Origin of the sequence: Micromonospora sp. NBRC 101691, assembly GCF_030269285.1 — a bacterium.
GTDB classification, from domain to species: domain Bacteria; phylum Actinomycetota; class Actinomycetes; order Mycobacteriales; family Micromonosporaceae; genus Micromonospora; species Micromonospora echinospora.
Window position 1 is genome coordinate 70411 of sequence record NZ_BSTB01000019.1, and the last position, 16271, is coordinate 86681.

General features: G+C 73.5%; 13 protein-coding genes. 7 read left to right on the plus strand and 6 right to left on the minus strand.

All coding sequences use genetic code 11. The features are described from left to right. The first annotated feature begins 1 nt into the window (after nt 1). Together QSK20_RS24910 and QSK20_RS24915 are read left to right on the plus strand one after the other, a co-directional pair. Nucleotides 2–1585, plus strand: a complete 1584-nt coding sequence (locus tag QSK20_RS24910) for an acyl-CoA mutase large subunit family protein (protein WP_285791035.1) — start codon at nt 2–4, stop codon at nt 1583–1585. Nucleotides 1586–2170: 585 nt separating this feature from the next. Then, nucleotides 2171–3430, plus strand: a complete 1260-nt coding sequence (locus QSK20_RS24915; RefSeq protein ID WP_285791036.1) for an amidohydrolase — start codon at nt 2171–2173, stop codon at nt 3428–3430. Here the strand turns inward: QSK20_RS24915 and QSK20_RS24920 are convergent. Then, nucleotides 3387–4496, minus strand: a complete 1110-nt coding sequence (locus QSK20_RS24920) for a DUF4349 domain-containing protein (RefSeq protein WP_502889008.1) — start codon at nt 4494–4496, stop codon at nt 3387–3389. The genes QSK20_RS24915 and QSK20_RS24920 overlap by 44 nt on opposite strands. A 147-nt stretch (nt 4497–4643) precedes the next feature. Between QSK20_RS24920 and QSK20_RS24925 the strand changes: the two genes are divergently transcribed. Genes QSK20_RS24925 through QSK20_RS24935 form a run of 3 tightly spaced genes read left to right on the plus strand, consistent with a single transcriptional unit; the run spans nt 4644 to nt 7177 of the window. After that, nucleotides 4644–5276, plus strand: coding sequence for an MBL fold metallo-hydrolase (locus QSK20_RS24925; protein WP_285791038.1), 633 nt, complete (start codon nt 4644–4646; stop codon nt 5274–5276). Nucleotides 5277–5280: 4 nt separating this feature from the next. Next, nucleotides 5281–6369 carry a hypothetical protein gene (locus tag QSK20_RS24930; RefSeq protein ID WP_285791039.1) on the plus strand — a complete coding sequence of 363 codons (1089 nt, stop codon included), beginning with the start codon at nt 5281–5283 and terminating at the stop codon, nt 6367–6369. 43 nt (nt 6370–6412) lie between these two features. After that, nucleotides 6413–7177, plus strand: a complete 765-nt coding sequence (locus QSK20_RS24935) for an SCO6745 family protein (protein ID WP_285791040.1) — start codon at nt 6413–6415, stop codon at nt 7175–7177. Nucleotides 7178–7330: 153 nt separating this feature from the next. Here QSK20_RS24935 and QSK20_RS24940 read toward each other — a convergent pair whose 3' ends face one another. Then, complete coding sequence (locus tag QSK20_RS24940) at nt 7331–7786, minus strand: gamma-glutamylcyclotransferase (RefSeq protein WP_285791041.1); 456 nt, start codon at nt 7784–7786, stop codon at nt 7331–7333. 107 nt (nt 7787–7893) lie between these two features. On the opposite strand from QSK20_RS24940, the gene QSK20_RS24945 reads away from it, so the two are divergent. After that, complete coding sequence (locus QSK20_RS24945; protein WP_285791042.1) at nt 7894–9297, plus strand: NAD(P)H-quinone dehydrogenase; 1404 nt, start codon at nt 7894–7896, stop codon at nt 9295–9297. 18 nt (nt 9298–9315) lie between these two features. On the opposite strand, the gene QSK20_RS24950 is transcribed toward QSK20_RS24945, so the two are convergent. Beyond that, on the minus strand, nt 9316–9957 hold the full coding sequence (locus QSK20_RS24950; protein WP_285791043.1) for a DedA family protein: 642 nt from the start codon (nt 9955–9957) through the stop codon (nt 9316–9318). A gap of 620 nt (nt 9958–10577) precedes the next feature. On the opposite strand from QSK20_RS24950, the gene thrS reads away from it, so the two are divergent. Then, nucleotides 10578–11774, plus strand: a complete 1197-nt coding sequence (gene thrS, locus QSK20_RS24955) for a threonine--tRNA ligase (protein ID WP_285791044.1) — start codon at nt 10578–10580, stop codon at nt 11772–11774. A 92-nt stretch (nt 11775–11866) separates the two neighbouring features. Here thrS and QSK20_RS24960 read toward each other — a convergent pair whose 3' ends face one another. The 3 genes from QSK20_RS24960 to QSK20_RS24970 are packed head-to-tail and all read right to left on the minus strand — an operon-like array spanning nt 11867 to nt 16184. Beyond that, complete coding sequence (locus tag QSK20_RS24960; RefSeq protein WP_502889009.1) at nt 11867–13948, minus strand: ABC transporter ATP-binding protein; 2082 nt, start codon at nt 13946–13948, stop codon at nt 11867–11869. Next, complete coding sequence (locus tag QSK20_RS24965; RefSeq protein ID WP_285791045.1) at nt 13945–15675, minus strand: ABC transporter ATP-binding protein; 1731 nt, start codon at nt 15673–15675, stop codon at nt 13945–13947. Before QSK20_RS24965 ends, QSK20_RS24960 begins: the two co-directional genes overlap by 4 nt. Continuing rightward, on the minus strand, nt 15669–16184 hold the full coding sequence (locus QSK20_RS24970; RefSeq protein WP_285791046.1) for a MarR family winged helix-turn-helix transcriptional regulator: 516 nt from the start codon (nt 16182–16184) through the stop codon (nt 15669–15671). The genes QSK20_RS24965 and QSK20_RS24970 overlap by 7 nt, the downstream gene beginning before the upstream one ends. Nucleotides 16185–16271: the final 87 nt, after the last annotated feature.

Below are 16271 nucleotides of genomic sequence, written 5' to 3' on the forward strand. Positions count from 1 at the left end.
GATGAGCGAACGGCGGTCAAGCGAGTCCGGGTTCCCGATCAAGGACGTCTACACGGCGGCCGACCTTCCCGAAGACCTGGACGCCCGCCTCGGTGAACCGGGCGGGTTCCCGTACACCCGCGGGGTCTACCCGACGATGTACACCTCGCGGCCGTGGACCATGCGGCAGTACGCGGGCTTCGGCACCGCCGCCGAGTCGAACGCCCGCTACCACCAGCTCCTGCGCGCCGGCACGATGGGCCTCTCGGTCGCCTTCGACCTGCCCACCCAGATGGGCTACGACTCCGACGACCCGATCGCGCACGGTGAGGTCGGCAAGGTCGGGGTGGCGATCGACTCCATCGAGGACATGCGGACCCTCTTCGACGGCATCCCGCTGGACAAGGTCTCGACCTCGATGACGATCAACGCGCCGGGCTCGGTGCTGCTCCTGCTCTACCAGCTGGTGGCCGAGGAGACCGGGGTCGCCGGCGAGGCGCTCAACGGCACCATCCAGAACGACATCCTCAAGGAGTACATCGCCCGGGGCACGTACATCTTCCCGCCGAAGCCCTCGCTGCGGCTGGTGGCCGACACCTTCGCGTACTGCCGCGCGGAGGTGCCGAAGTGGAACACCATCTCCATCTCCGGCTACCACATGGCCGAGGCCGGCGCGACGCCCGTGCAGGAGATCGCGTTCACGCTGGCCAACGGGGTGGAGTACGTCCGTGCCGCGCTCGCCGCCGGGCTGGCCGTGGACGACTTCGCGCCCCGGCTGTCGTTCTTCTTCGTGGCCCGTACGACCCTGCTGGAGGAGGTCGCCAAGTTCCGGGCCGCCCGGCGGATCTGGGCCCGGCTGATGCGCGACGAGTTCGGCGCGAAGAACCCGAAGTCGATGATGCTGCGCTTCCACACCCAGACCGCCGGCGTGCAGCTCACCGCCCAGCAGCCCGAGGTGAACCTGGTCCGGGTGGCGATCCAGGGCCTCGGCGCGGTGCTCGGCGGCACCCAGTCGCTGCACACCAACAGCTTCGACGAGGCGATCGCGCTGCCCACCGAGAAGGCCGCCCGGCTCGCCCTGCGTACCCAGCAGGTGCTGGCGTACGAGTCGGACCTGACCGCGACCGTCGACCCGTTCGCCGGGTCGTACGTGGTGGAGGCGATGACCGCCGAGATCGAGGCGGCGGTCGACGAACTGATGACCCGCGTCGCCGACCACGGTTCGGTGGTGGACGCGATCGAGGCCGGGTTCCAGAAGCGGGAGATCGAGCAGTCCGCGTACCGGATGGCGCAGGAGATCGACTCCGGTGAACGGGTGGTGGTGGGCCTCAACCGGTTCCGGATCGACGAGGAGGAGCCGTACGAGCCGCTGCGGGTGGACCCGGCGATCGAGGCGGCCCAGGCCGAGCGGCTGGTGACCCTGCGGCGCTCGCGGGACGGCGCCGCGGTCGAACGTGCCCTCGCCGACCTGCGTGCCGCCGCCGAGGGCACGCAGAACGTGCTCCATCCGATGCGTGAGGCGCTTCGATCCCGGGCCACGGTCGGCGAGGTCTGCGGGACGCTGCGTGAGGTCTGGGGGACGTACCGGCCCAGCGACCGCTTCTGACCCCGCCCCCTCCCTCGTCCGCCGCCCCGGTCTTCCGGGGCGGCGGAGGTCGTCGCGCGTCGTCGGGTGGTAGCAGGGGTCCCCTGTTACCACTTTTTGAGTAACAGGGGACCCCTGCTACCACCTCAGCAAACCGGGCGGGACGGGTGAGTGCTACGGACGGGACGGGTAATCCCACCCGGTGACGGGAACGGACAGGATGTGTGGTGGGGCGCCGTCCGTTGGTGGGATCGTCGGGATCTGCCTCGCGTCCGGAGCTTCCCGGGTGCCGGGAAGTCCCGGTGTCGGGTCATTGTCGGAGGCATCATCCCCGGAATCGGCCAATGCGACAATTCGGGAGCAATGGTTTGTCGGTCGACGCGCTCGTCGTCGGTCGGCAGGCGGTTACGCGGTGTAGGAGGTGTGGGGCGGATGGAGGCTCCCGAGGGCGATCTACCTGCTGTCCCGCAGGTCTGCGAGCGCTCCCACCAGGCTTTTCGTGACTCTGTGCGCACTGACGATCACCGTAACGAAGTTGCGCAGCGTCACCGTCGACGGTCTAGGCTGTCCGAGTCCCATCCCATCCACAGTGATCGAGAAATCGACGTGACGAGTGCGTTGACGCTGCCCAACGGCAGCCATCTGGCGTCGTCCTGGCACGAGGCCCCGCCGGGATCCCAACCCCTGCCGTTCGAGCTCGACCATCTGCTCGCGCTCCGGACACCCGGCCTCATCGCCACCCGTCGGCACCTCCACTCGCACCCGGAACTCTCCGGCGAGGAGTTCGAGACGGCCGCGCTGATCGCCCGGGAACTCTCCCTGGCCGGGCTGCAACCCCGGATGCTGCCCAAGGGCAACGGGGTGATCTGCGACATCGACGGACGCCCGGACGGCCCGGTGGTCGCGCTGCGCGCCGACATCGACGCGCTGCCGCTGACCGACGTGAAGGACGTGCCGTACCGCTCCACCGTCGACGGGGTCTGCCACGCCTGCGGACACGACGTGCACACCACCGTGCTGCTCGGGGTCGGCATGCTCCTCGCCCAGCTCGCCGACCTCGGCGAACTGCCCGGCCGGGTCCGGCTGATCTTCCAGCCGGCCGAGGAGATCCTGCCCTGCGGTTCGCTGGAGGTCATCGAGGCCGGCGGGCTGGAGGACGTGACCCGGATCTTCGCCCTGCACTGCGACCCCAACCTGCCGGTCGGCAAGATCGGCCTGCGGGTCGGTCCGATCACCGCCGCCGCCGACAACGTCACCGTCCGGCTGAGCGGGCCGGGCGGTCACACCGCCCGGCCCCACCTCACCGTCGACATGGTCGACGCCCTCGGCCGGCTCGTCACCGAGGTCCCGGCGCTGGTCAGCCGCCGGGTGCCGGCCAACAGCGGCCTGCTGCTGGTGTTCGGGCAGGCCTCGGCCGGCACCCGCTACAACGTCATCCCGTCCGAGGCGGTCGCCGCCGGCACCCTACGCGCCATGACCCGGGAGGCCTGGGAGGAGGCGCCGAAGATCGTGGGCCAGGTGGTCCGGGACGTCCTCGCCCCCACCGGCGCCACGGTCGACCTGGAGTACCTGCGGGGACGTCCGCCGGTCAGCAACGACGCGCGGGCGATCCAGGTGCTCACCGCCGCCACGGTCACCGCGCTCGGCCCCGACGCGGTCGCCGAGACCCCGCAGAGCATGGGCGGCGAGGACTTCTCCTGGTACCTGGAGTACGTCCCCGGCGCGCTGGCCCGGCTCGGGGTCGGCCGATCCGGGCCCAGCCTCGACCTGCACCGCCCCTCGTTCGACGTGGACGAGCGGGCCATCGCGGTCGGCGTCCGGCTCATGGTGCAGACGGCGCTCCGGGCGCTGGCGGAGGCTCGCTGACCCCACCCGGCGACGGCGGCGCACCGCCCCCGGCCGTCGGCGGGGCGGGCGTCGCCGGCCGGGACGACGTGCCGCCCGCGGGCGACCGCTGGGCGGGCGGTGCCGGCCGCGGCACGGCGCCGACCCCGGCGGGCACCGGGCCGGGCATGGCAGGGTACGCCGGAGCGCCGGGGACGACCTGCGTGGCACGCCGCCGACGCCGCCGCACCAACCGCCAGACCAACACCACCGGTACGGCGAGCACGACCAGCCACGGCAGCAGCGCGCCGAGCACGGTGACCAGGACGGTCACCGAGTCCAGGAAGGTCCGCCAGCCACTGGCGAGCCCGGCCAGGAAACCGGTCTCGTCCGTGTCGCCGGTCCGGGTGTTCTCGGTGACCAGCGAGACGTTGATGGTGGAGAGCGCGGTCAGGTCGGCCAGCCGGCGCTTCTTCGCCTCCAGCGAGGCGAGGTCGGCCTCCCGCCGGCCCAGCTCGTTCTCCAACTGGACCAGGTCGCTGATCGAGGAGGCGCGGGCCAGCAGTCGGCGGGCGCTCTCCACGCGGGCCCGCTGGGTGGTGATCCGCGCGTCCAGGTCGACCGTCTGCTCGGTCACGTCCTCGGTGCGGATCTCCCGCCACTGCTGCTCGCCCAGCTTGGCGATACCGTCGACCACACCGGTGAACCGCGCCGCCGGCACCCGCAACTCCAACTGGGCGCGGGCGTTCTCGTCCACCCCGCGCCGCTCGTCCCCGCCGACGAAGCCGCCGGCTGCGGTGACCAGCGCGACGGTGTCCTGGGCGGCCCGGTCGACGTCGTCGACCTGCACCCGGACCGATCCGGTGTAGACGATGGCGCGCTGGTCCACCCGCAGGTCCACGCCGCCGGCTCCGCCCGGCGCGGCGTCCGACCCTGCGCCCTCCCGACCCGCCTCCGGTGCGGCCGGCGCCGGCGCGCCGGCCGCGTTGTCCGAGGCGGCCCGCTCGCTGTCGCTGCCCCGGTCGGCCGAGCATCCGCCGACAGCGACCAGCGCCACCAGACCGAGGGCCACCAGCGGTACGCCCCACCGCCGTCGTCCGTTATCCACCATTGCCTTCTCCGATCCTCGCGGTCCCGGCCGACCGGGTCCGCTGACCCGACCTGCCGAAGCGTTCGATCAGACGAGGAGCGGTGCCGTCCTCGTTCCGGCAAACTGCGGTCAAGAGATCACGATTTGGTTGTCGAGGAGTCACGAATGCGACTGACCAAGTACGGCCACTCCTGCGTCCGGGTCGAGCACGACGGGGGAGTGCTCGTCATCGACCCGGGAACGTTCAGCGAGACCGCCGAGGCGCTCGACGGGGTGGACGCGGTGCTGATCACCCATCAGCACCCCGACCACGTGGACGTGGCGGCGCTGACCCGCCAGCTCGACCGGCGCCCCTTCACCCTGTACGGGCCGGCGTCGCTGGCCACCACCGTGGACGGCCTGCCCGACGTGCTGACCCCGGTCGAGCCGGGGCAGTCGTTCACCGCCGCCGGTGTCCCGGTCCGCGCGTACGGCGGACGGCACGCGGTGATCCACCCGGACATCCCGGTGGTCGACAACCTCGGGTACCTGGTCGACGAGGTGGTCTACCACCCCGGTGACGCCCTGGTCGCCCCGGACGACGTCACGGTCGACACCCTCTTCCTGCCGATCCACGCGCCCTGGGCGAAGTTCTCCGAGTCCCTGGACTTCCTCCGGGCGGTCGCCCCGCGCCGGGCGTACGCCCTGCACGACGGGCTGCTCAACGCGAACGGGCTCGCCGTGCTGGAGGCCAACTTCCGGCGGCTCTCCACCGTCGACTACCAGCGGTTGACGCCGGGTACCCGGATCGACGTCTGAGTCGATGCCCGGCCCCTCCCGAGACCTGGTCGAACGGCTCTACGGCACGCCGCCGGACCGGTTCGTGGCCGCCCGGGACGCCGCCGTGGCCGAGTCCCGCCGGGCCGGCGATCCGGCGACCGCCCGGGAGATCGCGAAGCTGCGCCGGCCCACCGTCGCGGCCTGGCTGGTCAACCTGCTCGCCCTCCGGCGTCCCGAGCTGGTGGCCGGCCTGGTGGAGCTGGCCGAGGCGCTCCGGTCGGCCCAGCGTGACCTGCGCGGGCCGAAGCTGCGGGAACTCTCCGCCCAGCGGCGCGCGGTGGTGGCCGCCCTGGTGGCCGAGGCCCGGACGCTGGCCGCCGGCTCCGAGGGCGCGCCCCCGGCCGGTCGGTTGCCGCTGGCCGAGGTCGAGGCGACGCTCAACGCCGCGCTCGCCGACACGGAGGTGGCCGCCCAGGTCCGCGCCGGCCGGCTGCTCCGGGCCGCCAGCTACGCCGGGTTCGGCGAGGTGCCCCGACCACAGCTCCGGCTGCTCACCGGTGGTGCCGGGGAGCCCTCGGAGGGCGGGGAGCCCACCGGGCGTGCGGCTCCGGGCGGGCGGACGGAGCGGGGCGGCCGGACCGCTCAGGCTGGCGGAACCGACCGGACCGCTCAGGCCGGCGGAACCGACCGGACCGCTCAAGTCGGCGGAACCGACCGGGCGGCCCGGGCCGGAAAGGCCGACCGGACGGAACGGGCCAGGGAGGCCGAGCGGGCGGCCCGGGCGGCCGAACGGGCGGAACGGGCCGAACGGGCGAAACGGCGGCGGGCGCTGGAACGGGAACTGGTCAGGGCACGCGCCGACCAGGAACGGGCCGAGGCGGAGCTGGGCGGCGCGACGACGGCCGAACGCGACGCCGCCGACGCACTGGCCACGGCCGAGGCCGAGCTGGCCGAGGTGGAACGCCGGCGGGCCGTCGCCGAGCAGGAGGTGAGTCGACGCAAGCTGGCCCGGCGGGCCGCCGAGCGGGCGGTCACGGCGGCCCGCCGGCACACCGGTGAGGTCGAGGGAGCGTGGGAGGAGCTTCTCGCCGAAGAGGGGACTGCCGGGACGGACGACGACACGGCAGACTAAACCGGATGGACGTACGGCTGGAGACCCGTCGGGGACGGGCCGGATGACGCCGGAACAGGCCGCCGCGGCGAGCCGGGCGATCGTGGTGGAGCTGGGGGAGGCATACACCCGGTGCCCCACCACCCGCCGCCGGGCGCGACTGCTCGGCATCTCCGGCTGGGCCTTCTACGTCACCGCCCGGGGCGGCGCGCTCGGTGCCGTCGGGTCGGAGACCGCCGCCGCCTGCCTGGGCTTCATCGCACCGGACGCGGTCGCCGAGGGCTGGGACGCGGCGGCCCGGGTGGTCGCCCCGCGCGAGGTGGCCGCGGCCGGCCTCGCCGAGTGCTGCCGCTGGGGCCGCCAGCACCTGGCCGACGCCCCCGGCGTGACCCGCCTCGCCGACCTGCTGCACCGGGCGGTGGCCGCCGCCGAGGCGCACGGCCTGCCCCTCTTCGCGGCCTGGCGGGCGATGCCGGTGCCGGACGACGCGCCCGGCGCGCGTGCGGCCGTGGGGCTGCACCTGCTGCGGGAGTTGTACCTCGACGCGTACCTGCTCGCCGTACGGGTCAGCGGGATGACCCCGTTGGAGGCGGTGCTCGCCGGGGCGGAGGGCGAGGCCGGGGCGATGGCCGGCGGCTGGCCCCGACCGTATCCGCCGGTGGGCCCGCTGGTGCGGCGGAGAATCTGGGCGGAGGCGGCGACCGATCGCCTGGTCTCCTCCGCCTTCCGGGCCCTGGGGGCGGCGGAGCGGGTCGAACTGGCCGACCTGCTGACCGTCACCCACGGGCGGGTGCGCGCGGCCGACGGGTGTCCGCCGAGCGGCCACTGACGTCCCGGCGGGTCGGCCTGGCGGGAGCGGAAACGCGCAGCGTGACGGCTTCTCCACCCTCCGGGTGGATTACGTGTGCGCCAGCCGACCCGAGGTGGGGTCGGTCGGTCGGGCCGCTGACGACCAGCGCAGACTGAGGGGGTGTCAGACGTGCTACGCGGATGCGGTGCCGGTGGGGCGGGACCGCAGTTCCTTGACGTAGTCGTCGGGCGCGCCCGCCTTCTCGGCGGCCGTGGCGATCTCGGAGAGGTACCACGCGGTGGGGAGCCCGCCCTCGTACCCGGCGAAGACGTAGATCCAGGCGGTCACGTCGCCGTCCAGGGTCGAGACCCGGACGTGCAGCTTCCGGTACGTGCCGGCGGTCACCCCCTCGATCTCGTCGAGTTGGGCGGCGTCGTACGGGTGGATGTCGTAGAGCGCCACGAACACGCGGTCGCCGGGGGACTCGACGACGGTGCTGACCGCGCCCTCCCAGCCGATGACGCCCTCACCCGCGAAGGTGAGTCGCCAGCCTTCCAGCCAGCCGACGCCGACCATCGGCGAGTGCGGGCAGTAGGCGCGCATCCGGGCGGGGTCCAGGTTTGAGCCGTAGGCGGCGTAATGACGCACAGCGATGACGATAGCCCGGCGGACGGGCGGGGGAGAATACGAACGGTGCGTGTCGGGCAGTCTGGGGTAGAGAAAACCATCATGGGAAGTGACGGAGGGCGAGCGCTGTGAGCCGGATCGTGATCATCGGCGGTGGACCGGCCGGATACGAGGCGGCGCTGGTCGCCGCCCAGCTCGACGCCGATGTCACCGTGGTGGAGGCCGAGGGGGCCGGCGGTGCCTGCGTGCTCTGGGACTGTGTCCCCTCGAAGACCTTCATCGCCAGCTCCGAGGTGGTCACCGGTTACCGGGACACCGAGGAGTTCGGCGTGGACTCCGACGGTCTGGAGGCGGTCACCGTCGACGCGCGGGCCGTCCACGAGCGGGTCAAGCGGCTGGCCCTGGCCCAGTCCGCCGACATCCACGCCAAGCTGGTCAAGGCGGGCGTCAACGTCGTCACCGGCCGGGCCCGGCTCGGCGAGGACACGCTCGGGCACACCCACCGGGTCGTGGTCACCCCGTCCGACGGCGAGCCGGAACACTCGATCGCCGCGTCGACCGTGCTGATCGCCACCGGGGCCACCCCGCGCCAGCTCCCCACCGCCGTGCCCGACGGCGAGCGCATCCTCACCTGGCGGCAGGTCTACGACCTCCCCGACCTGCCCGAACACCTGATCGTGGTCGGTTCCGGCGTGACCGGTGCCGAGTTCGCCAGCGCGTACCTGGCGATGGGGGTCGAGGTCACGCTGGTCTCCAGCCGGGACCGGGTCATGCCGCACGAGGACGCCGACGCGGCCATGGCCATCGAGCGGGTGTTCCGCTCGCGGGGCATGAGCATCCTCAACAACTCCCGCGCCGAGGCGGTCCGCCGCACCGGCGACGGGGTCGAGGTCCAGCTCTCCGACGGACGCCTCGTGGCGGGTTCGCACGCGCTGATCGCGGTCGGCTCGGTGCCGAACACCGCCGGCCTCGGGCTCGCCGAGTACGGCGTCCAGCTCGCCCAGGGCGGCTACGTCACCGTGGACCGGGTCTCCCGCACCACCGTGCCCGGCATCTACGCCGCCGGTGACTGCACCGGGCTGCTCCCGCTGGCCAGTGTCGCCGCCATGCAGGGCCGGATCGCGATGTGGCACGCGCTCGGCGAGGCGGTCCGGCCGCTGCGGCTGCGGACCGTCTCGGCGAACGTCTTCACCGACCCGGAACTCGCCACCGTCGGGGTGTCGCAGAACGAGGTGGACGCCGGGAAGGTGCCGGCCCGACAGGTGATGCTGCCGCTGGCCGGCAACCCACGGGCCAAGATGGCCGGGCTGAACGACGGCTTCGTCAAGCTGTTCTGCCGGCCCGCCAGCGGTCAGGTGGTCGGCGGGGTGGTCGTCGCGCCGAAGGCCAGCGAGCTGATCCTGCCGATCACCATGGCGGTGGAGAACAACCTCACCGTCAACGAACTGGCCCAGACGTTCACCATCTACCCGTCGCTGTCCGGCTCGATCGCCGAGGCGGCCCGGCAGTTGATGCTGCACGAGCTGGAGTGACGGCCGGGCGGGGCGTCGTCAGCGGGCGGAGGTGCCCACTGTCGTCGTCTCCGCCTCCGGAGCGGCCCCGGCCACGCGCGCCTGGCGGGCGGCGACCTGGTTCAACGCCCACCCGGCCGCGGCGAACCCGGCCGCCGCGCCGGCCGCGATCAGCACCAGCAGCCAGGCCGACCGGGTCAGCGCCGCGCCGCCGAGGTGGCCGACGAGTCCGCCGTACGCCGCCCAGCCGAGTGCGGCGACCGCCTCGTAACAGAGGAAGAGGCGGTACGGGTAGCGGCTGCGGCCGGCGGAGAAGCACGCCGCCATCCGCCCACCCGGCACGAAGCGGCAGAGCAGGATCACCAGGGGCCCGGGGCGGCGCAGCCCCTGGGTGAACCGGTCGGCGGCGCGGCGGGCCCGGCCGGGTCGCCGCTGGCGGGGCACCCGCTCCGGGGTCCGTCGGCCCAGCAGGTAGCAGGCGAGGTCGCCGGCGAACACCCCGGTCGCGCCGATCCCGATGGTCAACGGCAGGTTCAGTTCGCCGTACACGGTCAATGCGCCGCCGGTGATCATGATGGCCTGCGTCGGGATCACCGGGACGAAGGCGTCCACCGCCAGGAGACCGAGCAGGATCAGGTAGGCCCACGCGGGTGACGCCACGTCGGTGAGTAGGTCGGGCACCACTGCCACCTCGCGGTTCGGCCGATCGGGGTGTACCGAGCCTGACGGCGTGTGCCGCGTCACCACGGACAGCCCCGGCCGGTGGTGACCCCCACCACGGGTGGAGCCACCTGGGTACAACGTCGAGCTACCGCAGAGGTTACGGAAAACGACGCCGTCGCGGGGGGCCGGCACGGTCGGGCGGATCCGTCGCCGCGCGCGTACCGTTGACAGTGCGGCCCGATCGCGTCGGGTCCCCCGTTTCCGACGAGCGGGTCGCTCGCGGACCGCCGGCAGGTCCCGTGCCGGCGGTCCGCCCGCCTACCCCCCACCCCGCCCCCTGCCTCCCCCGCCCCACCCCCCACCCCGTCGATCATGGACTTCGGGCACCGCTCAAACCCCGCAATCGTCACCAACCGGGCGCCACAACTCCATGATCGACGGAAGGGGAAAACGGGTGCGGGGGTGCGTGGGGCGGCGTAGCGTCGCGGTGTGCGCAGTGCGGTGGTGACGACGACGCCGGGAGACCCCGGCACGCCGCGCTGACCTGATCCGTCGACGAGGCCCCGGGCGATCCGCCCGGGGCCTTCGCCGTGCTCCGACCGGTCGCTTCCGGGGTCGTACCCGAACCAGGAGACCCGATGAACGACCACCGCAGGCTCGGCCGCGACCTGGACCTCTTCGCCTCCGACCCGCTCAGCGGCGCCGGGCTGCCGCTCTGGCTGCCGGCCGGCGCCGCCGCCCGGCACGCGGTCGAGGAGTACCTCCGGGAGTTGGAGCGCCGGGCCGGCTACCAGCACGTCCACACCCCGCCGCTGGGCCGGCGGGACCTCTTCGACCGCTCCGGTCACCTCGGCTACTTCGCCGACGACATGTTCCCGCCGATGCGACTGGGCGCGGACGAGTTCGTCCTCCGGCCGGCGCTCTGCCCGCACCACGCGCTGGTCTACCGGGCCCGGGGCCGCTCCTACCGGGAGCTGCCGCTGCGCGTCGCCGAACTGGGCGGCATGTACCGGGCGGAACGGTCGGGGGTGCTCGGCGGGCTCTCCCGGGTACGCGCCATCTCGCTCAACGACGCGCACAACTTCTGCGCCCCGGAACAGGTCGGCGCGGAGGTCGCGGAGATCCTCGGGCTGATCCGGGCGGCGCACGCCGCGCTCGGCGTACGGGCCGCCGGGTTCCGGCTGTCGCTGCGCGGGCTGGGGGAGAAGTACGTCGGCGACGAGGAGCAGTGGCGTCGGGCCGAGGACCTGCTGCGGGGCGCGCTGGCCGGGATCGAGCACACCGAGGCGCCCGGCGAGGCCGCCTTCTACGGACCGAAGATCGACATCCAGGTCCGGGACGTGGCGGGGCGGGAGTTCACCCTCTCCACCGTCCAGCTCGACTTCGACAAACCGGAGCGGTTCGACCTGTCGTACGTCGACGCGGGCGGGAAGCGACGCCGACCGGTGATGGTGCACCGGAGCCTGGTGGGCAGCATGGAACGCCTCTTCGCGTACCTGATCGAGGAGCACGCGGGCGCGTTCCCGCCCTGGTACGCCCCGGTGCAGGTGGTGGTGCTCCCGCTCGACGACCGGCAGGCCGGGCCGGCGGCGGGGTTCGCCCGCGACTGCGTCCACGCCGGGTTGCGGGCCGAGGTGGACGCCGCCGGCTCCCTCGGCGCGCGGATCCGGGACGCCGCCCGCCGCCGGATTCCGTACGTGGCCGTGGTCGGCCCCCGGGAGGCCGCCGAGGGGCGGGTGAGCCTGCGCCAGCGCGACGGCGGACGGCTCGACCCGCTGCCCGGGTCCGCCGCTGTCGACCTGGTCGCCGCTGCCGCCCGGCCACCGCTGGGGTGACGGTCACCGGTGGTGCCGCCCGGCCACCGCTGGGGTGACGGTCACCGGTGGTGCCGCCCGCCGACGACGGCCGGCGGCACCACCGGTGGGCGTCACGGCACCGGCGACGGGTCGTCCTGGATCGGGGCGGAGAACTGGGCGTGGTGCAGCCGGTGGTAGGCGCCCCGCGCGGCGAGCAGCTCCTCGTGGGTGCCCTGCTCGACGATCCGGCCCTGCTCCATCATCAGGATCAGGTCGGCGTCCCGGATGGTGGAGAGCCGGTGGGCGATGACGAAGCTGGTCCGGTCCGACCGGAGCGCCGCCATCGCGTGCTGCACCAGCACCTCGGTACGGGTGTCCACCGAGCTGGTCGCCTCGTCCAGGATGAGCAGCGACGGCTCGGCGAGGAAGGCCCGCGCGATGGTGATCAGCTGCTTCTCGCCGGCGCTGACGTTGCCGCCCTCGGAGTCGACGACCGTGTCGTACCCGTCCGGGAGGCTGCGGACGAACCGGTCCACGAAGGTCGCCCGGGCCGCCGCCAGGATCTCCTCCTCGCCGGAGTCCGGCCGGCCGTAGGCGATGTTCTCCCGGATGGTCCCACCGAAGAGCCAGGTGTCCTGGAGCACCATGCCGATCCGGCCGCGCAGCTCGTCCCGGCGCAGCTCGGTGACGTCCACCCCGTCCAGGGTGATCCGCCCGGAGTCCAGCTCGTAGAAGCGCAGGATCAGGTTGACCAGGGTGGTCTTGCCCGCGCCGGTCGGCCCGACGATCGCCACCGTGTGCCCGGGTTCGGCGACCAGGGACAGGTCCTCGATCAGCGGCCGGTCCGGGTCGTACCGGAAGGAGACCTTCTCGAACTCGACCCGGCCGGTGGCGACGTGCCCGGCCACCCGGCCGGTCCGCTGGGCCACCACCGCCCCGACCCGTGGGCCGACGGCCGGCAGCTCCGGGGTCCGGGCCACCGGGTCCGGGGTCTGCTCGGGCGCGTCGAGGACGGCGAAGACCCGCTCGGCCGAGGCCACCCCGGACTGGAGCAGGTTGATCATCGAGGCGAACTGGGTCAGCGGCTGGGTGAACTGCCGCGAGTAGTGGATGAACGCCTGCACCTCGCCCAGGCTCATCGCCCCCGTCGCCACCCGCAGGCCGCCGACCACCGCGACCAGCACGTAACCGAGGTTCCCGATGAACATCAGCGACGGCATGATGATCCCGGAGACGAAGTGGGCGCCGAAGCCGGCCCGGTACAACTCCTCGTTCTTCGCGGCGAAGGCCGCCTCGACCTCCCGCTGCCGACCGAAGACCCGGACCAGCTCGTGCCCGGTGTACGCCTCCTCGACCAGGGCGTTGAGCTGCCCGGTGTGCGTCCACTGGGCGACGAACTGCCGCTGCGAGCGCTTCGCCACCTGCCGGGTGACCAGCACCGACGCCGGTATCGCCAGCAGGGTGAGCGCGGTCAGCAGCGGCGAGACCACGACCATCATCACCACCACCCCGAGCACGGTCAGCACCGAGGTGAGCAACTGGCTCAGCGTCTGTTGCAGGCTCTGCGCGACGTTGTCGATGTCGTTGGTGACCCGGCTGAGCAGCTCGCCCCGGGGCTGCCGGTCGAAGTAGGGCAGCGGCAGGCGGTGCAGCTTCGCCGCCACGTCGGCGCGCAACTGCTGCACCGTCCGCTGCACCACGCCGGTCAGCATGTGCCCCTGCACCCAGGTCAGCAGGCTGGCCAGCAGGAAGAGTCCGAGGGCCAGCAGCAGCACCCGCCCGAGGCGGTCGAGGTCGACGCCCGCGCCGGGCACCACGTCCATCCGGTCGATCAGGCGGGCGAGGGTGTCGTCGCCGGCCGCCCGGGCCCGTTCCACGGCCTCCTCGGTGGTCAGCCCGGCCGGGAACTGCCGACCGAGCACCCCGCCGAAGATCAGGTCGGTGGCGTACCCGAGGATCAACGGCCCGACCACGGTGAGCCCCACGCCGGCCACGGCGAGGGCGACCACCGCGACGAGCCGGCCCCGGTGCGGCCGGAGCAGGCCGAGCAACCGGCGGGCCGACGGCCCGAAGTCCAGCGGCTTCTCCGCCGGCACGCCCACCCCGGTCGCCGGCCCGCCGCGCCGCGCACCCGGTGGCAGCCGCCGGGGCGTCCGTTCGTCCCCGCTCATCTGTCCCTTCCGCTTTTCCTCGGGTACGGCCTGCGCGCTCACGCCGCCGCTCCCGCGGTCTGCTGGGAGGAGACGATCTCCGCGTACGTCGGGCAGGTGTCCAGGAGGTCGGCGTGGCGACCGATCCCGACCACGGCCCCGTCCTCGAGCACCACGATCTGGTCGGCGTCCACGACCGTGGAGACCCGCTGCGCCACGACCAGCACGGCGGCGTCCCGGGTGGCCGGGCGCAGCGCGGCGCGCAGCCGCGCGTCGGTGCCCAGGTCCAGGGCGGAGAACGAGTCGTCGAAGAGGTAGATCCCGGGCCGGCGGACCAGCGCGCGGGCGATGGCGAGCCGCTGCCGCTGGCCGCCGGAGACGTTCGTGCCGCCCTGCGCGATCTCGGCGTCCAGCCCGCCCGGCATCGCCGCGACGAACTCCCGGGCCTGGGCGATCTCCAGCGCGGCCCACAGCTCCTCGTCGCTGGCGTCCGGGTTGCCGTACCGCAGGTTGCTCGCCACCGTGCCGGTGAACAGGTACGGCCGCTGCGGCACCAGCCCGATCCGCCCCCACAGGGTCTCCGGGTCGAGGTCGCGGACGTCGACCCCGTCGACCAGCACCGAGCCGGCGGTCACGTCGACCAGCCGGGGGATCAGCGACAGCAGGGTGGTCTTGCCAGCGCCGGTGCTGCCGACGATCGCCGTGGTGGTGCCGGCGGTGGCGCGGAACGAGACGTCACGCAGCACCGGAGCCGCCGCGCCCGGGTACTGGAACCGCACGGCACGCAGTTCCACGCCGGCCGGCCCGGTGGGGGCCACCGGTGCCCGGGGCGGGGCCACCGACGGCTCGGTGTCGAGGACCTCGGTGATCCGCTCTGCGCAGGCCGCGGCGCGGGGCACCATCATCAGGATGAGCGTGGCCATCATGACCGCCATCAGCATCTGGGTGAGGTAGGCGACGAACGCGGTGAGCGCGCCGACCTGGATCTGGCCGGCCTCGACCCGCAGCGCCCCGAACCAGAGCACCGCGACGCTGGAGACGTTGAGCACCAGCAGGATCACCGGGTAGATCGTCGCGAGCAGCCGGCCGGCGCGCAGCGCGGTGTCGGTCAGGTCGGCGTTCGCGGCGGCGAAGCGCTCCGTCTCGTACGGTTCGCGGACGAAGGCCCGGACCACCCGGATGCCGCTGATCTGCTCGCGCAGCACCCGGTTGACCACGTCGATCCGGGTCTGCTGGCGCCGGAAGAGCGGGACCAGCCGCCGGGTGATCAGACTGACCGCCACGGCCACCGCCGGGATGCTGACCACCACCAGCCAGGAGAGCCCGACGTCCTCGCGCAGCGCCATGACCAGCCCGCCGACGCTCATGATCGGCGCGGTGACCAGCATCGAGCCGGCCACCAGCACCAGCATCTGCACCTGCTGCACGTCGTTGGTGTTCCGGGTGATCAGGGACGGTGCCCCGAACCGGGCCACCTCGCGGGCGGAGAAGCGGGTGACGTGCCGGAAGACGGCGGCCCGGACGTCCCGGCCGAAGCCCATCGCGGCGAGCGCGCTGTACCGGACGGCCACGATCGCGCAGGCCACCTGGACCGCGCTGACCAGGAGCATCCACCCGCCGAGCCGGACGATGAGGTCGGTGTCGCCCTCGGCGATGCCCCGGTCGATGATGTCGGCGTTGAGGCGCGGCAGGTAGAGCGAGGCCATCGTGCCGACGAACTGGAGCACCACCACCGCCAGCAGCGGCCGGGCGTACGGGTGCAGGTGCCGCCGCAGGAGCCGGATCAGCACGAGGCGTCCCCCGACCGTACGTCGCCCTGCGGGCCGTCCCCGCGCGTTCCGGACCGGTCGTTGCCGCAGTCCTCCGGCTCGCCGCTGCCGATCACCTCCAGCAGGAAGTTCCGGATCACGGCGGCCCGCTCCGGCTCGGCGTCGACCGAGGTCAACGGTGGGTTGGCGGCCACCAGGGCGGCGGGCCCGGCGATCTTCTCCCGGCCGGCGGGGGTGATGGTCAGGCGTACCGCCCGCCGGTCGGTCTCGTCCCGCTGCCGGCTGACCAGTCCGTCCCGTTCCAGGGTGTCGACGATGCCGGTCAGAGTGGCCGGACGGACGAAGCACCGTTCCGCGACCGCGCGGTGGGTCAGCGTGCCGTACCGGTTGAGGGTCATCAGGGTGGCCAGGCCGGCCTGGGTGAGGCCGTACTCCTCGGTGAGCCTGCGGTTCCACCGCTGGGCCACCAGATGCCCGGCCACCACGAGCAGGCGGCCGAGGGGTGCGTCCCGCAGGTCGTGGGGGTCCATGGGGGCATGTTAGCCCCCATACAGTACGGGGCCGAACGAATTTTGGCCCACGTGGTGGGCCGTCGACTCCTCGACGGGTGCCGCCCC